General features: G+C 59.6%; 16 protein-coding genes. 13 read left to right on the top strand and 3 right to left on the bottom strand.

Going from position 1 to position 16027, the window contains the following annotated elements:
• The first annotated feature begins 1 nt into the window (after position 1).
• From nuoH to ACP151_RS00760, 12 genes are all read left to right on the top strand, one after another.
• Positions 2-1039: an NADH-quinone oxidoreductase subunit NuoH gene (nuoH, locus tag ACP151_RS00815; RefSeq protein ID WP_058287913.1), complete on the top strand. Its 1038-nt coding sequence runs from the start codon at positions 2-4 to the stop codon at positions 1037-1039.
• A 3-nt stretch (positions 1040-1042) separates the two neighbouring features.
• Positions 1043-1537, top strand: coding sequence for an NADH-quinone oxidoreductase subunit NuoI (nuoI, locus tag ACP151_RS00810; RefSeq protein WP_424976921.1), 495 nt, complete (start codon positions 1043-1045; stop codon positions 1535-1537).
• Positions 1534-1965 (top strand): carboxymuconolactone decarboxylase family protein, encoded by a 432-nt coding sequence (locus tag ACP151_RS00805; RefSeq protein WP_424976920.1) that lies wholly within the window; start codon positions 1534-1536, stop codon positions 1963-1965. Before nuoI ends, ACP151_RS00805 begins: the two co-directional genes overlap by 4 nt.
• Entirely contained in the window at positions 1962-2564 is a 603-nt protein-coding gene (locus tag ACP151_RS00800; RefSeq protein ID WP_039145419.1) for an NADH-quinone oxidoreductase subunit J, read from the top strand. Before ACP151_RS00805 ends, ACP151_RS00800 begins: the two co-directional genes overlap by 4 nt.
• Positions 2564-3034, top strand: a complete 471-nt coding sequence (locus tag ACP151_RS00795; RefSeq protein WP_424976919.1) for a hypothetical protein — start codon at positions 2564-2566, stop codon at positions 3032-3034. The genes ACP151_RS00800 and ACP151_RS00795 overlap by 1 nt, the downstream gene beginning before the upstream one ends.
• A complete protein-coding gene (gene nuoK, locus ACP151_RS00790; protein WP_008553673.1) occupies positions 3031-3336 on the top strand; it encodes an NADH-quinone oxidoreductase subunit NuoK in 306 nt (101 codons plus the stop codon). The genes ACP151_RS00795 and nuoK overlap by 4 nt, the downstream gene beginning before the upstream one ends.
• Positions 3337-3342: 6 nt before the next feature.
• Positions 3343-5379 carry an NADH-quinone oxidoreductase subunit L gene (gene nuoL / locus ACP151_RS00785; protein WP_424976918.1) on the top strand — a complete coding sequence of 679 codons (2037 nt, stop codon included), beginning with the start codon at positions 3343-3345 and terminating at the stop codon, positions 5377-5379.
• Positions 5379-6926: an NADH-quinone oxidoreductase subunit M gene (locus tag ACP151_RS00780; RefSeq protein WP_424976917.1), complete on the top strand. Its 1548-nt coding sequence runs from the start codon at positions 5379-5381 to the stop codon at positions 6924-6926. The genes nuoL and ACP151_RS00780 overlap by 1 nt, the downstream gene beginning before the upstream one ends.
• A 15-nt stretch (positions 6927-6941) precedes the next feature.
• On the top strand, positions 6942-8381 hold the full coding sequence (gene nuoN / locus ACP151_RS00775) for an NADH-quinone oxidoreductase subunit NuoN (RefSeq protein ID WP_424976916.1): 1440 nt from the start codon (positions 6942-6944) through the stop codon (positions 8379-8381).
• A 68-nt stretch (positions 8382-8449) separates the two neighbouring features.
• The gene (locus ACP151_RS00770) at positions 8450-9196 is read left to right on the top strand and encodes a biotin--[acetyl-CoA-carboxylase] ligase (RefSeq protein ID WP_424976915.1); all 747 of its coding nucleotides are present in this window, start codon (positions 8450-8452) and stop codon (positions 9194-9196) included.
• A gap of 12 nt (positions 9197-9208) precedes the next feature.
• Positions 9209-9991 (top strand): type III pantothenate kinase, encoded by a 783-nt coding sequence (locus tag ACP151_RS00765; protein WP_424976914.1) that lies wholly within the window; start codon positions 9209-9211, stop codon positions 9989-9991.
• Positions 9988-11655: a ribonuclease J gene (locus tag ACP151_RS00760; RefSeq protein WP_424976913.1), complete on the top strand. Its 1668-nt coding sequence runs from the start codon at positions 9988-9990 to the stop codon at positions 11653-11655. The genes ACP151_RS00765 and ACP151_RS00760 overlap by 4 nt, the downstream gene beginning before the upstream one ends.
• A 200-nt stretch (positions 11656-11855) precedes the next feature.
• Here the strand turns inward: ACP151_RS00760 and ACP151_RS00755 are convergent, their stop codons facing one another.
• Together ACP151_RS00755 and ACP151_RS00750 are read right to left on the bottom strand one after the other, a co-directional pair.
• Positions 11856-12050 carry an RSP_7527 family protein gene (locus tag ACP151_RS00755; RefSeq protein WP_424976912.1) on the bottom strand — a complete coding sequence of 65 codons (195 nt, stop codon included), beginning with the start codon at positions 12048-12050 and terminating at the stop codon, positions 11856-11858.
• Positions 12051-12235: 185 nt separating this feature from the next.
• The gene (locus ACP151_RS00750) at positions 12236-13666 is read right to left on the bottom strand and encodes a DEAD/DEAH box helicase (protein ID WP_424976911.1); all 1431 of its coding nucleotides are present in this window, start codon (positions 13664-13666) and stop codon (positions 12236-12238) included.
• 310 nt (positions 13667-13976) lie between these two features.
• Here ACP151_RS00750 and ACP151_RS00745 point away from each other — a divergent pair, with 310 nt between their 5' ends.
• A complete protein-coding gene (locus tag ACP151_RS00745; protein ID WP_424976910.1) occupies positions 13977-14372 on the top strand; it encodes a hypothetical protein in 396 nt (131 codons plus the stop codon).
• A 1-nt stretch (position 14373) separates the two neighbouring features.
• On the opposite strand, the gene ACP151_RS00740 is transcribed toward ACP151_RS00745, so the two are convergent.
• Positions 14374-15981 carry a peptide chain release factor 3 gene (locus ACP151_RS00740; RefSeq protein WP_424976909.1) on the bottom strand — a complete coding sequence of 536 codons (1608 nt, stop codon included), beginning with the start codon at positions 15979-15981 and terminating at the stop codon, positions 14374-14376.
• Positions 15982-16027: the final 46 nt, after the last annotated feature.

Here is a 16027-nt window from a genome sequence, read left to right as displayed (position 1 = left end):
TATGGCTGATTTCTTTAACACTCCAGGCGGCATCGCTGTTCTGATCCTGGCGCAAGTGCTTGCAGTTGTTGCCTTCGTGATGATCTCGCTTCTGTTCCTCGTTTACGGGGACCGCAAGATCTGGGCTGCCGTCCAAATGCGCCGGGGCCCGAATGTGGTGGGCGTCTTTGGCCTGCTGCAGTCGGTGGCTGATGCGCTGAAATATGTGGTCAAAGAGGTGGTGATCCCGGCTGGCGCCGACCGCACCGTCTTCATCCTGGCGCCGATGACCTCCTTTGTGCTGGCGATGATCGCCTGGGCGGTGATCCCGTTCAACGACGGCTGGGTTCTGTCGGACATCAACGTCGCCATCCTTTATGTCTTTGCGGTCTCCTCGCTTGAGGTCTACGGCGTGATCATGGGCGGCTGGGCGTCGAACTCAAAATACCCGTTCCTGGGCTCACTGCGGTCTGCGGCACAGATGATCTCTTATGAGGTTTCGATTGGCCTGATCATCATCGGTGTGATCATCTCCACCGGTTCGATGAACTTCGGCGACATCGTGCGCGCGCAGGACGGCGATCTGGGCCTGCTGAACTGGTACTGGATCCCGCATTTCCCGATGGTCTTCCTGTTCTTTATCTCGGCGCTGGCGGAAACCAACCGCCCGCCCTTCGACCTGCCCGAGGCGGAATCAGAACTGGTGGCGGGCTATCAGGTGGAATATTCAGCCACCCCGTTCCTCTTGTTCATGGCCGGCGAATACATTGCCATCTTCCTGATGTGCGCGCTGACAACCCTGCTGTTCTTCGGCGGCTGGCTGTCGCCGATCCCGGGCCTGCCCGATGGCGTCCTGTGGATGGTTGCCAAGATGGCTTTCTTCTTCTTCCTCTTCGCAATGGTCAAGGCGATCACCCCGCGCTACCGCTACGACCAGCTGATGCGCCTGGGCTGGAAAGTGTTCCTGCCGTTCTCGCTGGCCTGGGTGGTTTTCGTGTCCTTTGCTGCAAAATTTGACTGGTTCTGGGGCATCTTCGCCCGCTGGACCGTGGGAGGCTAACTGATGGCGAACATCGACTACACCCGCGCCGCCAAATATTTCCTGCTGCAGGATTTCTGGGTCGGCTTTAAACTGGGGCTGAAGTATTTCTTTGCGCCCAAGGCGACCCTGAACTACCCGCACGAGAAGGGCCCGCTGTCGCCGCGCTTTCGCGGTGAGCACGCGCTGCGCCGCTATCCGAACGGAGAGGAACGCTGCATTGCCTGTAAACTCTGCGAGGCGGTCTGCCCGGCGCAGGCGATCACCATTGACGCGGAACCGCGCGAGGACGGCAGCCGCCGCACCACGCGCTATGACATCGACATGACCAAATGCATCTATTGCGGCTTCTGCCAGGAAGCCTGCCCTGTGGATGCCATTGTCGAAGGCCCGAACTTTGAATTCGCGACTGAGACCCGCGAGGAGCTGTTCTACGACAAGGACAAGCTGCTCGAGAACGGCGAGCGCTGGGAAGCCGAGATTGCCCGCAACCTGGAAATCGACGCGCCGTACCGATGAGCGATCCCAAGAACCCTTTTGAGGCCATGATGGCCCAGATGCAGACCCAGGCGCAGGAGATGGCCAAGGCGTTCAATCCTGCGCTGGAGAACTTCTCGCCAACGGAGGCTTACAAGGAGTTCGAGGCGCTGTGGCCCACCATGCCCAAAGAGGTCATGGAAATGATGTTCGGCAACACCGTCAACAAGGACGGGCTGGATGCCAAGACCCGGCTGCTGCTGACACTGGCCGGGCTGACAATGCAGGGCGCGCAGGCCGACAGTGCCGTGCGCCAGACCGTGCGCCACGCCCTCGCGGCCGGCGCCAAGAAACAAGAGATCGTGGAAACGATCGGACAGATGTCGGTGTTTGCCGGCATTCCGGCCATGAACCGGGCGCTGGATCTGGCGCAGGCGGTCATGGACGACAAAAGGGACGATGAGACATGAGCGTTTTTGCCTTCTACCTCTTCGCCATCAGCGCCATCACCGGCGGGCTGTTCACCGTGATCAGCCGCCAGCCGGTGCATTCGGTGCTGTGGCTGATCCTGGCCTTTCTTTCCTCGGCCGGGCTGTTTGTGCTGCTGGGGGCGGAGTTCGTCGCCATGCTGCTGGTCATCGTCTACGTGGGCGCGGTCGCGGTGCTGTTCCTGTTTGTGGTGATGATGCTGGACGTGGATTTTGCCGAGCTGAAGGCGGAGATGGCGCGCTACATGCCGCTGGCGCTGCTCATTGGCCTGGTGATCCTGATGCAGTTCGTGATGGCCTTCGGGGTTTGGGAAACCGCCCACAAGGCGCCTGAGCTGCTGGCCAATCCGGTGCCTGCGGACCGCCACAACACTGAGGCGCTCGGCCTCATCATCTATGATCAATATTTCCTTCTGTTCCAGCTGGCGGGCCTGATCCTGCTGGTGGCGATGATCGGCGCGATCGTGCTGACCCTGCGCCACCGCACCGACGTCAAGCGCCAGGACGTGGTTGCCCAGATGATGCGCGACCCGGCCGCCGCGATGGAGCTGAAGGACGTGAAACCGGGGCAGGGGCTGTGATGCGTTGGTTTTTGATTTCAAGCGGGTTCCTTCTCGCTGCGTCGGCTAGCGCTCAAGAAGTCGATTGTGAGAAGCATGAACAGGCGTTGTTTTCGCCAAGGGAGATTATGACCAGAGGTGAAAGTCGCTACGTCTTGGAGCATTTCGCAGTCGCGAAAGACCGGGCTGTAGCGGTTCTTTCGCACTGTGATCGAGGGAGCTTCGTTCTGGACAAGTTTAAAGTTCCTGTAAGTTCGGCGGAGTTTTCGGCGTTCAAAGGCAAGATTGTCTCAGCCGGATTAGGAAGCTTTGACAAAGCTGCTCAGGTCAACTCAAGCATAACTCGGAGTGGATACAGCAACGAGCAGACTAGCTGTGGCTGTATAGCGGAGTTCCCAGAACTCGGCTCTGAAAGAAATCCGGTTCGCCTCTATGTTCAATACGATGAGGCAATCAGGTTGAAAATGGAGATGGCGGAGCAATCGCAATGATCGGACTTGAACACTATCTGACCGTCGCGGCGACGCTGTTCGTCATCGGCATTTTCGGGCTCTTCCTGAACCGCAAGAATGTGATCATCCTCTTGATGAGCATCGAACTGATGCTTTTGGCGGTGAACATCAACCTGGTCGCCTTCTCCAGCTTCCTGGGCGATCTGGTGGGGCAGGTTTTCACCCTGTTCGTGCTGACCGTGGCCGCTGCTGAGGCCGCCATCGGCCTGGCGATCCTGGTCTGTTTCTTCCGCAACCGCGGCACCATCGCCGTCGAAGACGTCAACGTGATGAAGGGCTAAAGACACATGGAAACCATCCTCCTCTTTGCCCCGCTGGTTGGCGCCATTATCTGCGGCTTCGGCCACAAGATGATCGGCGAGAAGGCCGCCACTGTGACCGCCACCGCACTGCTGTTTCTGGCGGCGCTCCTTAGCTGGATCACCTTCCTGTCATTTGACGGCAAGACCGAGACCATCCAGATCCTGCGCTGGATCGAAAGCGGCACTCTGTCCACCGACTGGGCGATCCGTCTGGACCGGCTGACCGCGATCATGCTGATTGTGATCACCACGGTTTCGTCGCTCGTGCACCTCTATTCCTTCGGCTACATGGCCCATGATCCGCAGTGGAAAGAGGGCGAGAGCTATAAACCGCGCTTCTTTGCCTATCTGTCGTTCTTCACCTTTGCGATGCTGATGCTGGTGACCTCTGACAATCTGGTGCAGATGTTCTTTGGCTGGGAAGGTGTTGGTGTCGCCTCTTACCTGCTGATCGGCTTCTATTACCGCAAGCCCACCGCCAATGCGGCGGCGATGAAGGCATTCATCGTGAACCGCGTCGGCGATTTCGGCTTTGCGCTGGGGATCTTTGGCCTGTTCTTCCTGACCGACAGCATCAATCTGTCTGACATCTTTGCGTCGGCCCCCACGCTGGCAGAAACACAGGTGTCCTTTTTGTGGACCGAATGGAACGCGGCGAACCTGCTGGCCTTCCTGCTGTTTGTCGGCGCGATGGGGAAATCGGCGCAGCTGATCCTGCACACCTGGCTGCCGGACGCGATGGAAGGCCCGACCCCGGTGTCGGCGCTGATCCACGCGGCAACCATGGTGACCGCGGGCGTGTTCCTGGTCTGCCGCATGTCGCCGCTGATGGAGTTCGCGCCCGACGCAACTGCTTTCATCACTGTGCTGGGCGCCTGTACCGCATTCTTTGCGGCCACCGTTGGCCTGGTGCAGAACGACATCAAACGCGTGATCGCCTATTCGACCTGCTCGCAGCTGGGCTACATGTTCGTGGCCGCAGGCGTCGGCATGTATTCGGCGGCGATGTTCCACCTGTTCACGCACGCTTTCTTCAAGGCGATGTTGTTCCTGGGCGCCGGTTCGGTGATCCACGCGATGCATCACGAGCAGGACATGCGGAACTATGGCGCCTTGCGCAAGAAGATCCCCTATACCTTCTGGGCGATGATGATCGGCACGCTGGCCATCACCGGCGTTGGTATCCCGCTGAGCGGTTGGGTGGGTTTTGCAGGCTTTGTGTCCAAGGACGCCATCATCGAAAGCGCCTATGCGGGCGGTTCCATGTTCGGTTTCTGGGCTCTGGTGATTGCCGCCTTCATGACCTCTTTCTACTCCTGGCGCCTGATCTTCATGACCTTCTATGGCGAGGCACGTGGCGACAAGCACACCCATGACCACGCACATGAAAGCCCCTGGACCATGCTGGTGCCGCTGGGCGTTCTGTCGCTCGGTGCAATCTTCTCGGGCATGCTGTGGTACAGCAGCTTCTTTGGACACAATGATCAAGTCGGCAAATTCTATGGTATCCCGGTTGCTGAGGCGGATGCACATGGGGAAGCGCACCACCATTCCTTTGTTGGCAAGCCGGGCGAGGGTGCGCTGTATATCGCGCCGGACAATCACATCCTGGAGGATGCCCACGCGGCGCCGAAATGGGTGAAACTGTCGCCCTTTGCAGCCATGGTTGCGGGTCTGGTTCTGGCTTTGTGGTTCTACATCTGGAACCCGTCGCTGCCGAAACGTCTGGCAAAACAGCAGCGCCCGCTGTACCTGTTCCTGCTGAACAAATGGTACTTTGACGAGATCTACAACGTGATCTTTGTCAAACCCGCTCTGGCCATTGGCCGTTTCTTCTGGAAACGCGGCGACGGCGGCACCATTGACGGCTTCCTCAACGGCCTCGCCATGGGCGTTGTGCCCTTCTTCACCCGTCTCGCCGGACGCGCACAGTCCGGGTACATCTTTACTTACGCCTTCTGGATGGTGCTGGGCATTGCTGCCCTGGTCACCTGGATGTCGATCGGCGGAGGAGCGCACTGATGGACAATCTCCTTTCTATTGTCACCTTCATCCCGGCGCTTGCGGCGGCCATATTGGCCCTGTTCCTGCGCGGCGAGGATAAGGCGGCGCAGCGCAACGCCAAGTTTGTCGCGCTTTTTGCCACCACGATCACCTTCCTGGTCAGCCTTGGCATTTATTTCGAGTTCGACCCGGCCGACACCGGCTTTCAGTTCGTTGAGGACCGGGCGTGGATATTCGGGCTGAAATACAAGATGGGCGTCGATGGCATCTCGGTTCTGTTCGTGATGCTGACCACCTTCATCATGCCGCTGACCATTCTGGCCAGCTGGTCGGTTACCGACCGGGTCAAGGAATACATGATCGCTTTCCTGCTCCTGGAGACCCTGATGCTGGGTGTCTTCATGGCGCTGGATCTGGTGCTGTTCTACCTTTTCTTCGAGGCGGGCCTCATTCCGATGTTCCTGATCATCGGCATCTGGGGCGGCAAGGAGCGGATCTACGCCTCCTTCAAGTTCTTCCTCTATACCTTCTTCGGCTCGGTGCTGATGCTGGTGGCGATGGTGTTCATGTATGTGGATGCGGGCACCACCGATATCGAAACCCTGCTGACCCACAGTTTCTCGGCGGCGTCGTTTGACGTGCTGGGCATTCATGTGCTGGGCGGTGCCCAGACGCTGATGTTCCTGGCGTTCTTTGCTTCCTTTGCGGTGAAGATGCCGATGTGGCCGGTGCATACTTGGCTGCCGGACGCCCACGTTCAGGCGCCGACCGCGGGGTCCGTGGTGCTGGCAGCGATCCTGCTGAAGATGGGTGGCTACGGTTTCCTGCGCTTCAGCCTGCCGATGTTCCCGGTGGGCGCGGATGTGATGACTGATGTGGTCCTGTGGATGTCGGCCATTGCGGTGGTGTACACCTCGCTGGTGGCGATGGTTCAGGAAGACATGAAAAAGCTGATCGCCTATTCCTCGGTTGCGCATATGGGCTTTGTCACCATGGGTATCTTTGCCGCCAACCAGCAGGGCATTGATGGCGCCATCTTCCAAATGCTGAGCCACGGCTTTATCTCTGCTGCGCTGTTCCTGTGCGTGGGCGTGATTTATGACCGCATGCATACCCGCGACATCGACGCCTACGGCGGTCTGGTGATCCGGATGCCGGCATATGCGCTTGTCTTCATGTTCTTCACCATGGGCAACGTCGGCCTGCCGGGCACCTCCGGTTTCGTTGGCGAATTCCTGACCCTGATGGGCGCCTTCCAGAAAAACACCTGGGTGACTGCGGTTGCAGCCACTGGCGTGATCTTCTCGGCCGGCTATGCCCTGTGGCTCTACCGCCGGGTGGTCTTTGGCGACCTGATCAAGGGCAGCCTGATGGGGATCAAGGACATGTCCGCGCGCGAGCGGTTCGTCTTTGCACCGCTGGTGGTGATGACCCTGCTGCTGGGCGTCTACCCGTCGCTGGTCACCGATATCATCAGCCCCTCGACCGAGGCGCTGATTGCAAACTTCAACCAGTCTCTGGCTGCTGCCGATACCTCGGCAGCGACCCAGATTGCTTCGCATTAAGGGAGCATCAGGCAGATGATCCAAGCTGATCTTACCGTAATCCTGCCAGAGATCGTTCTGGCGCTTTACGCCATGGCGGCGCTTCTGGGCGCTGTCTACACCGGCAAGGACAAGCTGGCGGTGCCGCTGGTCTGGAGCACAGCAGCGCTGCTGGCGCTGGTCGCTTTCTGGATCGCGTCCAGTCCGGCCGGCACTCAGACTGCGTTCAATGGCATGTTCATCGACGATGGGTTCTCGCGCTTTGCCAAGGTGGCGCTGCTGTTGGGGGCCTCAGCCGTTCTGCTGATCGGCCAGGACTATATGGCGCGCCGCGGCATCTTGCGGTTCGAATACCCGGTCTTGGTGGCGCTTGCTGCTGTGGGCATGATGATGATGGTGTCCGCAGGTGATCTGATGTCCCTCTATATGGGGCTGGAGCTGCAGTCGCTGTCGCTTTACGTCGTTGCCGCGATGCGCCGTGACAGCGTCAGGTCGACCGAGGCCGGTCTCAAGTATTTTGTGCTGGGGGCGCTGTCCTCTGGCCTGCTGCTTTATGGCGCGTCGCTGGTCTACGGTTTTGCCGGCACCACCCAGTTTGCCGGTATCATCCAGGTGGCGGAACATGGGTCTATGTCTATCGGCATGCTGTTCGGGCTGGTCTTCATGATCTCGGGGCTTGCGTTCAAAGTTTCGGCAGTTCCTTTCCACATGTGGACACCGGATGTCTACGAAGGTTCGCCCACGCCTGTTACCGCGTTCTTTGCCACCGCGCCCAAAGTCGCAGCCATGGGTCTGTTCGCCCGGGTGCTGTTTGATGCCTTTGGCGGTGCTGTCTCTGACTGGCAGCAGATCATCGTGGTGCTGTCCGTGCTGTCGATGTTCCTTGGCGCCATTGCGGCGATCGGCCAGCGCGACATCAAACGGCTGATGGCGTTCTCCTCGATTGCCCATATGGGTTATGCGATGATCGGACTGGCGGCCGGAACGGAGCAGGGCATCACAGCGATGCTGGTCTATCTGGCGATCTACGTCACCATGAACATCGGTACATTCTCCTTCATTCTGATGCTGGAGAAAGACGGTAAACCGGTGACCGATATCATGGCGCTGAACCAGTTTGCAGCACGCGAACCGGGCAAGGCGCTGGCGGTGCTGATCCTGATGTTCTCGCTGGCAGGCGTGCCGCCGATGCTGGGATTCTTTGCCAAGTTCGGGGTTTGGCAGGCTGGTATTGATGCAGGGCTGATGACGCTGGTGATTGCGTCTGCCGTCGCCTCGGTGGTTGGCGCATTCTATTACCTGCGGATTGTCTTCTACATGTACTTCGGCACCGGAGAAGACGAGGTAGAGGCGAAGGGATCGCCGGTTCTGAGCCTTGCTTTGATGGCCTCTGCCGCGCTGATGCTGGTAGGAGTTGTCTATCAGTTCGGCATCGATAATGCCGCTGCGGCTGCAGCCGCGACCCTTGTAAATTGATCTGCTTCTCAGGCAGGCTGACAGAGCCCGGTCTTGCGACCGGGCTCTGTCGCATTTAAGGAGCGCATATGAGCTGGCCAGCTGGATATGGAAAACGGGTGCTTGCCGAGGTGGACAGCACCTTGAACGAGGCCGCGCGAATTGCGGATGAACTGGCCGGTCCGGAATGGATTCTGGCCCTGCGTCAAACCCAGGGAAGGGGCCGCCGCGGGCGGGATTGGAAAGATCCCGAGGGCAACTTTGCCGCCACCCTGATGATGCGCCCCGAAGGCTCCCCGGATCAGGCTGCGCTGCGCAGCTTTGTTGCGGCTCTTGCGGTCTTTGACGCCTGCGTCGCGGTCACCGGTCGCAGCGAAGGTCTGTCGCTGAAATGGCCCAACGATGTGTTGCTGAAAGGCGGTAAGCTGGCAGGCATTCTTTTGGAAAGCGCAGGCAACAGCAAGGGCGTGAACCATCTGTTTGTCGGCATCGGGGTGAATCTCGTGGAAACCCCGATGAAAGAATGGCTGGAGCCGGGGGCGGTCTGGCCGGTGTCGCTGCTGTCGGAGACCGGCGTTCAGGTCACGCCAGAGGAGTTCCTGGAAGCCGTGGCCGAAACCTTTGCCCGCTATGAGCAGCAGTTCAGTACCTATGGGTTTGAGCCGATCCGAACCGCCTGGCTGGAACGGGCGGCCAAGCTGGGCGAAGTGATTACGGCTCGAACTGCAAGTTCCGAGACTGAAGGCACTTTTGAAACGGTGGACGCCAGCGGCAACCTTGTCCTAAACACCGCCAAGGGCCGCGTCAGCATCCCGGCGGCGGACATCTATTTCTAGGAAGGGCCAGCGATGCTTCTGGCAGTTGATTGCGGCAATACCAATACCGTCTTCTCTATTTATGACGGCGAAAAATTCATCGGCATGTGGCGCACTGCTACCGAATGGCAGCGCACCGCTGATCAGTATTATGTCTGGCTCAGCACGCTGATGCGGCTGCAGGGGATTGAGGCGGATATCACCGACATGATTATCTCCTCCACCGTGCCGCGTGTGGTGTTTAATCTGCGTGTTCTGGCGGACCGCTACTTCAACACACGCCCGCTGGTGGTTGGCAAACCCGACTGCCTGCTGCCGGTCGCCGTGCGGGTGGATGAAGGCACCGCCGTTGGGCCAGACCGGCTGGTCAATACCGTTTCCGGCTTTGACCAGCACGGCGGCAATCTGATCGTTGTGGATTTCGGCACCGCGACCACCTTTGATGTTGTGGCCGCAGACGGTGCCTATGTTGGCGGGGTGATCGCACCGGGCGTGAACCTCAGCCTGGAAGCGTTGCACCAGGCTGCCGCGGCACTGCCGCATGTCGACATTTCCAAGCCGCAGAACGTGATCGGCACCAATACCATCGCCTGTATGCAGTCTGGCGTGTTCTGGGGCTATGTCGGCCTCGTGCGCGAGATCTGCACCCGCATCAAGGCGGAACGGGCGGTGCCAATGAAAGTGATATCGACAGGCGGACTGGCGCCTTTGTTCCAGCAATCTGCTGATCTGTTTGACGCATTTGAGGACGACCTCACCATGCATGGGCTTCAGATCATCCATAAATACAACAAGGATAACGGTACTGACGCATGAGCAGTGATAGATTGATCTACCTGCCCCTGGGCGGGGCAGGCGAAATCGGCATGAACGCCTATGTCTATGGCTACGGGCCACAGGGCAAGGAACGGCTGGTGCTGGTCGACCTGGGCGTGACTTTCCCGGATATGGACACCACCCCGGGCGTGGACCTGATCATGCCTGACATGACCTGGCTGAAGGAACGCGCTGATCAGCTGGAAGGCATCTTCATCACCCACGGGCACGAGGACCATATCGGCGCCATCGCCCATATGTACGCGCATTTGAACGTGCCGGTTTACGCCCGCGCCTTCACCGCCAATCTGGCGCGCCGCAAGATGGAAGAGGCCGGCCACGACCCAGCCAATGTGCATATTTTGCAGGCCTGGCCAGAGACAATCAAGCTTGGCCCCTTCACCATCGGTGTGGCACCGATGAGCCATTCGATCCCTGAAAGCGGCGCGCTGGTGATCGACAGCCCGGCAGGTCGGGTGGTGCACACCGGCGATTTCAAACTGGACGCTAGCCCGCTGGTTGGCGAGCCTTTCGACCCTGAGATGTGGCAGGAGATCGCCAAGGACGGTATCCAGGCGCTGATCTGCGATTCCACCAATGTGTTCTCTCAGCATCCGGGCCGTTCGGAAGCCGAGCTGCCAGAGGAGATCACCAAGCTGTTTGCCGAGGCCAAGGGCATGGTGGCCGCCACCACCTTTGCGTCCAACGTGGCCCGTGTGAAAACCCTGGCCGAGGCGGGCGCCAAAGCGGGGCGGTCTGTGGTTCTGCTGGGCCGCGCCATGCGCCGGATGATCGAGGCCGCAACTGAAACCGGCGTGCTGACGGATTTCCCAAAGGTGGTCAACCCCGAGGACGCAGGCGACATCCCGCGTGAGAACCTGATGCTGATCACCACTGGCAGCCAGGGCGAGCGCCGTGCCGCGACTGCGCAACTGGCGCGCGGCAAGTACCGCGGGCTGGAATTGAAAGAGGGCGACACCTTCCTGTTCTCCTCCAAGACCATTCCCGGCAACGAAAAGGGTGTGATCCGGATTATCAACCAGTTTTCAGAAAAAGGCGTGGATGTGGTCGATGACAGCTCCGGCCTGTATCACGTTTCCGGCCACGCCAACGGTCCCGACCTGGAAGTGGTTCACAACCTGCTGAAGCCCAAAATGCTGATCCCGATGCACGGCGAACACCGCCACTTGCGTCAGCATGCCCGGTTGGGCGAGGCAAAAGGCATTCCCAGCGCTGTCGTTGTGAACGGCATGATAATGGATTTGACCGGAGAAACGCCAAAAGTCTCCGGTTATGTGGATACCGGGCGCACCTATCTGGACGGCTCGGTCAAATACGGCGCAATGGACGGCATCGTCCGCGACCGTATCCGCATGGCGCTGAATGGCCATGTGGTGGTGACAGTGATCCTGGATGAGGACGATGAACCGCTAGGGGAGCCTTGGTGCGACCTTAAGGGGTTGTCTGAAACCGGGACTTCCAATGCAGCACTGGTCGAGGTGCTGGAAGAGGATCTGAACCAGTTTCTGATGCGGGCCGGCGCCAAAACGCTGCGTGACGACGAGAAGCTGGAACAGGAGCTGCGCCGCATTGCCCGCCAGACTGCGCATTCCGAAATCGGCAAGAAACCGGAAGTGACGGTGGTGGTCAGCCGCATGCGCTGATCCTGCAGGCCGGGCGGGAGCACCTGCCCGGCACATGCCGCATCGAGGATGTTCAGACCGGCAGAGCGTGGCTCTGTGTATCCTGACAGTCCTGCAGCCCTGCCGCGGCCTTCGACGACCGAAAACGAAAGACGCCGCGGCCTGACAAGGCACGCGGCGCTTTCATGTCGGATGCCGCTCCAATAGCAGCCGCCACAGCCTCAGCCGCGCAGCGGGCGGGCGCAGTTGGGGCAGGACAGAGCTTTGCGCGGGGCACTGAAGAGCGTGCCGAACAGGCGGCGCATAAAGCCCGCAAATGCTTCTGCGCGCAGCTGGTGCGCACGGGCTTCGATGGCCTGGAATTGGGCGAAGCTCAGGATCTGTGTTTCATTGGTGTTCATGTCGTGACCCATCATTCATGGCGCGTATTACTGTTGCACCTGCTTTACGCCGCTCTGCCTGGAAATACGCCGGCCAAGATCGAAGACCCGCTATGCCGCAATTGCAAAGGTCGCCTTGCTGTGTCTGCATCATACGCAGCACATGCCACGAAAAAGGCCGCCCCAGCGGAGCGGCCTCAAGATCTGTCTGTGAACGCTGGTCAGCTGGCGCGGCGCTCGGCAAAGCTGAGGGCGATGAAGCTTGGCAGATGATCGCCCATGCCGACCACGGCCTTGTCGTCGCGTTTTCCGTGCTTGCCGCCGCGGCCGCCGGAAGAGCGTTCCTGCCTCTGCGCGGGCTTTTCATCCCTGCGGCGGTCACGGCTCTCGTCTTTGCGGCTCTCGCGGCTTTCGCTCTTGCGGCTCTCGCGAGTGTCCGATTCAGCTTTGTCGGCCTTTTCAGCCTTTGCAGGCCGGGCAGGCTTTTCTTTCTTGGGTTCCGGCTTAACTGGGTTTTCCAGACGCGGAATTTCCTTTTGGATCAGACCTTCCACTGCCGCCAATGCCTTGTCGTCGCGCGGGATGCAGATGGTGATCGCCTTGCCCTCACGTCCGGCACGGCCGGTGCGGCCAATGCGGTGAACGTAGTCCTCTGCGTGGCCCGGAACGTCAAAGTTGAACACGTGGCTGACGCTCGGCACGTCCAGACCACGTGCAGCCACATCCGAGGCCACCAGAATGCGCAGGTTACCTTCGCGGAAGGCATCCAAGGTCTTGGTGCGCTGGCTCTGGTCAAGGTCGCCGTGAATGGCCGCGGCGTCATAGCCGTATTTCTTGAGCGACTTCGCGCAGATATCCACATCCGTCTTGCGGTTGCAGAAGATGATGCCGTTGGTCAGCTTGTCGCCCTCTGCGTCGATAAGTGCACGCAGCACGGTGCGCTTTTCGCTGCCCTCGCGGTCGCGGCGCGAAGCTTTGAACTGGACCACGGCCTGTTCGATGGTTTCTGACGCGGTGGCCTGACGGGCCACTTCGATTCGCGCCGGACCTGACAGGAAGGTATTTGTAATGCGTTCGATCTCTGGCGCCATGGTGGCAGAGAAGAACAGCGTCTGCCGGGTGAAGGGCGTCAGTGAGAAAATCCGTTCAATATCCGGAATAAAGCCCATGTCGAGCATCCGGTCAGCTTCATCAACCACCATGATCTGCACGCCGGTCAACAGCAGCTTGCCGCGCTCGAAATGGTCCAGCAGGCGGCCCGGCGTGGCGATCAGCACGTCGACGCCTTTGTCGATCAGCGCATCCTGTTCCTTAAAGGAAACGCCGCCAATCAGCAGTGCCTTGGTGAGTTTTACGTGTTCGGCATAGGTGTCGAAGTTCTCTGCCACCTGCGCCGCAAGCTCGCGGGTCGGGCACAGCACCAGGCTGCGCGGCATCCGGGCACGGGCGCGGCCGCGTGCCAGCAAGGTTATCATCGGCAGCGTGAAAGACGCAGTCTTGCCCGTGCCGGTCTGGGCGATTCCCAGTACGTCGCGCCCCTCTAGCGCAGGCGGGATTGCCCCTGCCTGAATAGGGGTGGGGCTTTCGTATCCGGCGCCCTCAATAGCTTTGAGGACCTTGGGATTAAGGTTCAGATCGGAGAATTTTGTCATTTGCATCCGTCATTGCGGACACTGACCTGGCCCGCGCGTGTATGTTGCAGCCGGCTCCGCAAAAGGTCATGCAGTGTGGCAACTGCCGGCTCGTGGCGCGGCATAACAAAATCCTGTGCCAAGGTCAATTAATGGCAGATTTTGCAGCGTTTTCGTCGCGGAGATCGGCAAAATGGAAACAATTCGACTGAAGCCGGGGAAATGTTTTCGCCGCTTGTCTTCCCTGCTGAGGGGGCGAATCTCCCAAAGGCCCCAGCCGTCAGCCGTGCCCGCAATCCGGTTTCCCCCTCTCGCCTGCGAAGGCCGACAGATGTTCTTGCACGGTCACGCCTCCGAATTTGCGCGGGAAAGCAGGCTATCACTCGGCCCTGTGAGGCCGGTGTTGCAAGCGGTACCGGAAATGCCACAACCAGCTGTCCCGGGTTCGGGCAAACAGCTGGCACAGGCCCATGCTGGCGGTCTGGGTGAGGTCTGGTTTTTGCTTTTTCTGAAAGGCGTTATGGATTTGCAGTTCGATGTCTTCCAACCCGGTGCAGACAAACAGCTTGCCACAGAAATGGCGCAGAAACCCGCCGTCCGGATGTCCGCCAAACTTGGGGTAGACGTGCTCTGTTCTGTGGGGGGCGTCCGGTTTGGAAAGGGGAGGTTTGAACGTGCGGCCATCCCGGCCGGACAGCTGTTCAATTGGCCGCACGAGTGTGTTTAAATCAAACCATCATTTCCTTGGTCGCGGTCAGGCTCAAATCCGGATAGTCCCGCACCACCCGGTCAATGTCCCACTGCAGCCGGGTCAGAAAGACGATGTCGCCGTCATTGTCATGGGCGATGTGCTGCTTGTTGGCATTGATGAATTTGTCCACTGCGGCTTTGTCTCCGTTGACCCAGCGCGCACTGGTGAACTGGCTGACCTCAAACCGCACGGGCAGGCCGTATTCCATTTCAATCCGGCTGGCGAGGACTTCGAACTGCAGCTGACCAACCACGCCGACGATAAAACCGGAGCCGATTGAGGGTTTGAAGACCTTGGCAGCGCCTTCTTCGGCAAACTGCATCAGCGCTTTTTCCAGGTGCTTGGCTTTCATGGGATCGCCAGCGCGTACCCCCTGCAGCAGTTCCGGTGCAAAAGACGGGATTCCGGTCACTTTCAGCGCTTCGCCCTCGGTCAGCGTATCGCCGATGCGCAGCTGGCCGTGGTTGGGAATGCCGATGATATCGCCGGCCCAGGCTTCTTCGGCCAGTTCCCGGTCAGAGGCCAGGAACAACACCGGGTTCGACACCGCCATCGGCTTCTTGGTGCGGACATGGGTCAGCTTCATGCCGCGCTTGAAATGGCCGCTTGCCATCCGCACAAAGGCCACCCGGTCGCGGTGCTTGGGGTCCATATTGGCCTGAACTTTAAAGACAAATCCGGCGACTTTCTTTTCCTCGGGCGCCACGGCGCGGGGCTGCGCTGACTGGGGTTGCGGCTCTGGTCCGTAAGCACCAATGCCGTCCATCAGCTCTTTGACGCCAAACGAATTGATCGCCGAGCCGAACCAGATCGGGGTCATATGCCCCTCCAACACGGCCTGCGGGTCCAGTGCGGGCAGCAGTTCGCGGGCCATTTCGACCTCTTCCAGCAGCTTCTCCAGCAGGTGCTCCGGCACGTGTTCAGCCAGCTTTGGGTCATCCAAGCCGTTGATTTCAATGCTTTCCGCAATTTTGTTACGGTCAGCGCGGTCCATCAGTTCCAGCCGGTCGCGCAGCATGTCGTAACAACCGATGAAATCCCGCCCTACGCCAATAGGCCAAGCGGCAGGGGTCACGTCGATTGCCAAGTTTTCCTGGATTTCGTCAATGATTTCAAACGTGTCCCGGCTTTCACGGTCCATCTTGTTACAGAAGGTCAGGATCGGCAGATCGCGCAGGCGGCAGACTTCGAACAGTTTCTGGGTCTGGCTTTCCACACCTTTGGCGCCGTCAATCACCATCACTGCCGCATCCACCGCTGTCAGGGTGCGATAGGTGTCCTCGGAGAAATCCGAGTGGCCGGGCGTATCCACCAGATTGAAACGGAAGCCGCTGAAATCAAACGACATTGCGGATGCGGAAACAGAGATTCCGCGATCCTTTTCCATTTGCATGAAGTCCGACCGCGTGCGTCTTGCCTCGCCTTTGGCGCGCACCTGGCCAGCCATCTGAATCGCGCCGCCATAAAGCAGGAACTTTTCAGTCAGCGTGGTCTTGCCTGCGTCCGGGTGCGAAATGATCGCAAAGGTCCGGCGGCGGGCAATTTCGGGCGGCAGTTCGGGGCGGTTTGTGACGGTGCTCAGCATGCGGGTGGCTGTATCCACAAACCGCATAAGAGGCAAGAAAAACGGC

This window comes from Leisingera sp. S232, from assembly GCF_049800895.1.
GTDB lineage: Bacteria > Pseudomonadota > Alphaproteobacteria > Rhodobacterales > Rhodobacteraceae > Leisingera.
The sequence above is the reverse complement of the archived record's forward strand: the minus strand, read 5'-3'. Positions and strand labels throughout refer to the sequence as shown.